The organism is Bacillus mycoides, from assembly GCF_001757995.1.
Lineage (GTDB): Bacteria > Bacillota > Bacilli > Bacillales > Bacillaceae_G > Bacillus_A > Bacillus_A mycoides_B.
In genome coordinates this window covers 1-5051 of sequence record NZ_LXLV01000076.1, presented here as the reverse complement: position 1 = coordinate 5051, position 5051 = coordinate 1, and the positions used below count along the sequence as shown (strand labels likewise).

Below are 5051 nucleotides of genomic sequence, written 5' to 3'. Positions count from 1 at the left end.
TTTATCTGAATAAGTTTGAAATTTATCCCCTTTTTTAACCATAATAAAATCCCCTCCAAGTAAAAGTGTAACATCCATGTGTATTCATGGTCTTTTTACACTGTCTACCTTAAGGGGATAATATCAACCTTATGTGTCTTTTTTATTCCGTCACACCAGATTGGATAATTTTCACATCCGCAGTTATATGAAAGCGTAAATGCTTATAGGATTTTTCCCATTCTTTATCGTTCCACCTGTTTGTTTGAGTCCTACCAAATTTTCTAAGACCTATAGGATCTGTCCCTTTATTAATAAATCTTTTTATTAATTTAGTTGCCTTTTTCTCTATTTCATTTTCCATTATCTTCTCTAGCTTTCGTATTTCTTTGGCATTATCTAAGTTTTTTGTTTTTGTCAATTCTTGAATTTCACCCTTCACTTGAATATGAGCGTCTATGAATGGATTCTGGCTATTTCCCTTCATTTTGTATTTTGTTTCAGATTTAATATTTTCTATCGTGGCATAATTATCAGAAAAACCTGGAAGGCGGAACTGATACGTTCCACCTCGAAATTTATCGGTCAACACTTTGAATATAAACAAATCTTTAAATGAGAGCGTATCAACCATCCTATACCTTTTAAATAAAACCACACCAGTTAACTCTAATAAATTTCCTTTTTTTGAAATTAGAGGCAAATACGAATCTCTCGCATCATCATAAAGTTGATTTAAAAATAAATAAAAATTTGTTTTTGGTTGTACTCCATTCTTAACATTTTGCTCAATTAAGGAAGATAAATAAGTGGAAACTCCTTTTTCTTTAGAGTAATTCCCTTTTAAAAGTGCATCTCCATTTTCGTTTGCAATCGCTAAATAGATTGCATTTCCGATACTTGGGTTTCGGTTCATAGTTTCTAAAATTTCTTGCATTCCCTTTTTAGCTAATTTTTTATCAAATATAATCACGCGTAATTGACCTAACTCTAGAGGCCCAGAAGATTTTTCAGATGCTCTTGCCAGAATTTCTTTACTACTCTTCCCCGATGCTGAATAAATTTTTGTTTGTCCACCGCCACTACTTGTATATGCCGAAATCGCAAACGTTCCTCTTATTTTATCTTCAGCCTCTAAATCATATGAAGCAACTTGAATTAAATCGATGTCATCAACAATTTTAGTTTTAGCACATCCTGTTAAGAGGACACTGAATATGAGAAAAAATACCCACTGTTTCATCTTTATCTCCTTAATTTTATTCGAATGGTTTGGATAATCCATAATATGGGAAGGTACATATATATGTAAATAAAGCCAGCTTGGCCTAGCCGACTGTTTAACAAATTCAATTTATTACGATTATTCAAGAAAAATGTTAAAATAAAGACAAATAGAATCAGAAACGGCAAAACATATTTTTGTTTTATCTTCAATGTCTCTTTTAAGCCACGACTTACTCCCCATAATGTTATGGCTATATTCGGTAATATAAAAAACGCCCAAACAGAGATTATAATGTACTCAAATCGCTCTATAAAAGGAAGCTGGATAATTTTGGTCATACTCAAATATGCCCATATAGCACTAGAAAGTTGTTTTTCACTAAAAAATGTAAGTGATAAAATCATAAGGTATGTGTATATGAACGTCGTTACTAAATTCCCGTAGTGCGCATATTTCTGAGAGGTTCGCGCATTTTTAATAAAGGGATAATACATTAATAACGTTTCAAATCCTAGATAGCTGAACATAGTTCCTTTCATTCCCTTAATAATTTCTTGAAATGAATGCTGCCACATTGGAAATAGGTTTCGAAAATCTGCGTATTGCAAAGGATAGAAAAATGTAAAAAACAGCATGCTTGGAATGACAATTCCAAAGAAGCCAATGCCTGCAACTACACGAAATCCTCCTGTTACAATGTAGTAACATAAAATCAAAAAAACCCCTGAAAGAATCCACGTAGGCATAGAAGGAAACATCCAAACATGTACTACCTCAATATAACTGTGTAATGTTGTTGCACCCAGCATTAAAAGATATGCTAGAAATATGAGGTTGAATACTCCGCCAATCCATTTTCCAAAGACACTCTGATGGATTATGATGATGTCCCCATTACCTTGATTCAAAATTTGATATATAATCCAAATCATGAGGTTAACAGACAATCCAAAAAACAGGGTACTAATCCATGCATCGTTTCCTACTAACTTTGCACTAATTCTTTCAAAACCAAGCATACCGACTCCCATTTGCATAGTACAAATTAAAAAAAATACAACAAATGGGGAGACTTGATACTCAGTTGGAATGTTCTTCATAACGTTCCTCCATGTTAGATTCAATCATCAAAATCATTTCGTGATAAAATTTCATTTTTCTTTGCGTCTTCGGGATTAAAACGAATGCGCTGTTTGGTTCTTGAAAATAAAGGTCGCTCAAACATTGATGAGATTGGCATACGAATAATGCTGTCTTTCCAATCTGCCAGTCTTGTAGGATAAAAAGGGAATAAATAAGGACGTTTTAACGATTTTGTACGTAATAAATGTGTTAGAAGAAAAGAACTTGCTATAACAATCCCTAGTAACCCTAGTAGTTGTGCTGCTACTATAAAAGGAAAGCGGATTACTCGAATTGTAATACCAATTCTATAAATTGGAGTTGTAAATGATGTTAGTGCTGAAAGAGCAACAATAATGATAAGCACGTTACTTGTAAGACTGGCTTCTACTGATGCTTGTCCAATTACAATACCACCTACTATACCTACGGTTAATCCCACTTTAGTTGGTAAGCGTGCCCCTGCTTCTCTCAGTAATTCAATAGTTATTTCTAAAAAAAATGCTTCGATTACCGGAGGGAAAGGTATCTTACTTCTAGAAATCACTAATGTTTCAAGAAGTTCTTTCGGAATAAGCTCGTAATGATATGTTAATATCGCAACATATAAGGGGGTAGTTAAAACGGAAAATATAAAAGCAAAAATTCTTAACAACCGAAAGAAAGAAGCTAAAACCCAAGGCATGGTGTAGTCTTCTGTTGAAGTAAAAAATTCAATCAATGTCGTAGGGAGTGTGATAGCAAAAGGTGAACCATCTACAAATAGTGCAACCTTTCCTTCAGCCAAAACAGCAGCTACACGATCTGGACGCTCTGTATTAAGGAAGTGTGGAAAAATAGAATTTGGATTATCAACAATCAGTCGGGCTAAGTAAGTACTATCAAGAATGTGATCTATTTTTATTTTACTTACACGTTTTATGATTTCCTCTACATTTTGATTGTTTGCGATTCCTTCAATAAATACTACCGCTACAGAAGTATTAGAAAGATTTCCTACTCTCAATGCTTCTACTTGGAGAAACGGTGTTGGAAGCCTTCTGCGTAACAAATTCAAATTTGTATCCAGATCTTCAACAAATGCGATTTGTGGGCCTATAATATTATATTCAATTTCAGGTTTTGTAATATCTCTGCCTTCTTTTTGGGATATATTTATTAACAAACCGCTTGATATATCTTTATCTATTTGAATTAGTATATACCCGTTTAAAATATCATTCTGAATGTCTTCTATTTCTTTTGTTATGTTTGCAACTCCAAATGGTAAAGCAGCTTGAATATCTTGTAGTGAATCGAAAGTTTTTTCTTTTATATACGGCAAAACATCTTCGTATAACATATTTACATCAATCAATGTCCGAAAATATGAGATTACTATAGGTGAATTATCGGAGCGAACTTTTAATTCAACGAAATCTTTGGATTTCTTTAACAATTGAATAAGGTCATGCAAAGATTTTATTGGATAACAAGGGATTTTTTCATGCTTTTTCAATTGATAATAACCTTCCCTTCAGAAATAAACCACATAATATATAGTGAAGATTCACACATAAAACCTTACGAAAAGTAATATATAAATTTACCCATTGATATTGCTATGTTTCCTCTAGAAATAACTTACCCCAAAATGATTGGGAAAATGTATATAAAGGAAAAAATAGGTTCTGTTGCAAAGTTTTCTAAACTAGGATAAGCTCTGAAAAAGCAAACGATGAGTGTAGCTTTGTAAAAAAGATTGATCATTTATCGTTTTCTGACAGAAAACTCCTTCCTCAAAAATGTGAAGGTGTGAAACACCAATTTTTGGTGGGAGATGAATGTCAGTAGGCGTAAGCCTACGTTTTTTTGTATACTGTAGATATACTAGGAAAAAGTGAGGTGCAACCTATGTTAGTTAATAAAGCATATAAATTTCGTATCTACTCAAATAAGAAACAAGAAATAGTAATTACTAAAACGATTGGTTGCAGTCGCTTTGTATTTAACCATTTCCTTGTTCTATAGAATGACACTTATGTTATACAAACCACACTTCTATGTTCTTGTTTACTTTTTAAAATAAGCAGCACCAAAGTTTTCATTAAATCTCTTACACCATATAGAAACCGAACCATATGCACTTACAGGTTCTGGTGCAAAAACTTCAAGGTAATTACAAGTAATCTCTAAAACTTGGACATACTGATACTATTACTCTAAAAAGGTGTGTGATCGGTATGGAAAAGAAAAATTGGTTCAAATGGAAGCACTATCAGTCTGATATTATCTTATTAATGGTAAGATGGGGTTCTGGTGCGAAAACTTCAAGATAATTGCAGGTAATCTCTAAATCTTGGACATACTGATACTATTACTCTAAAAAAGGTGCGTGATCAGTATGGAAAAGCGAAATTTATTCAAGTGGAAGCATTATCATCATGATATTATTTTGCAAACAGTAAGATGGTACCTACGGTACAACTTGAGCTTTCGTGATTTGGTGGAAATGATGGAGGAACGGGGCTTATCCGTTGCTCATACAACGATTATGCGTTGGGTTCATCAGTATGGTCCTGAATTAGACAAAAGAATCCGTCGTCATCTCAAGCAAACCAATGACTCTTGGAGAGTCGATGAAACATATATCAAAGTGAAAAGTCAATGGATGTACCTGTATCGTGCTGTCGATTCGAAAGGAAATACCATCGATTTTTACCTAAGCAAAGCAAGAAACCAC

Annotated in this window: 4 protein-coding genes and 2 pseudogenes; 2 read left to right on the top strand and 4 right to left on the bottom strand. The window is 33.4% G+C overall.

The window, feature by feature from the left end; all coding sequences use genetic code 11:
* Positions 1–142: 142 nt before the first annotated feature.
* The 3 genes from BWGOE10_RS27500 to BWGOE10_RS27490 are packed head-to-tail and all read right to left on the bottom strand — an operon-like array spanning position 143 to position 3827.
* On the bottom strand, positions 143–1222 hold the full coding sequence (locus tag BWGOE10_RS27500; protein ID WP_070146086.1) for a Ger(x)C family spore germination protein: 1080 nt from the start codon (positions 1220–1222) through the stop codon (positions 143–145).
* A 2-nt stretch (positions 1223–1224) separates the two neighbouring features.
* The gene (locus BWGOE10_RS27495; protein ID WP_070146087.1) at positions 1225–2307 is read right to left on the bottom strand and encodes a GerAB/ArcD/ProY family transporter; all 1083 of its coding nucleotides are present in this window, start codon (positions 2305–2307) and stop codon (positions 1225–1227) included.
* Between the two features lie 20 nt (positions 2308–2327).
* The gene (locus BWGOE10_RS27490) at positions 2328–3827 is read right to left on the bottom strand and encodes a spore germination protein (protein WP_070146088.1); all 1500 of its coding nucleotides are present in this window, start codon (positions 3825–3827) and stop codon (positions 2328–2330) included.
* A gap of 395 nt (positions 3828–4222) precedes the next feature.
* On the opposite strand from BWGOE10_RS27490, the pseudogene BWGOE10_RS30650 reads away from it, so the two are divergent.
* A pseudogene (locus tag BWGOE10_RS30650) lies at positions 4223–4336 on the top strand (helix-turn-helix domain-containing protein); the annotation flags it as partial.
* 45 nt (positions 4337–4381) lie between these two features.
* Here BWGOE10_RS30650 and BWGOE10_RS30645 read toward each other — a convergent pair.
* Positions 4382–4459: pseudogene (locus BWGOE10_RS30645) on the bottom strand (DM13 domain-containing protein); the annotation flags it as partial.
* Positions 4460–4712: 253 nt separating this feature from the next.
* On the opposite strand from BWGOE10_RS30645, the gene BWGOE10_RS27485 reads away from it, so the two are divergent.
* Positions 4713–5051 (top strand): IS6 family transposase (locus BWGOE10_RS27485; RefSeq protein ID WP_131798960.1); only part of this gene is annotated, 339 nt, incomplete at its 3' end.

Coding starts and splice junctions, on each gene's coding strand:
- BWGOE10_RS27500 (WP_070146086.1), bottom strand. CDS start 1,222: ATGAAACAGTGGGTATTTTTTCTCATATTCAGTGTCCTCTTAACAGGA.
- BWGOE10_RS27495 (WP_070146087.1), bottom strand. CDS start 2,307: ATGAAGAACATTCCAACTGAGTATCAAGTCTCCCCATTTGTTGTATTT.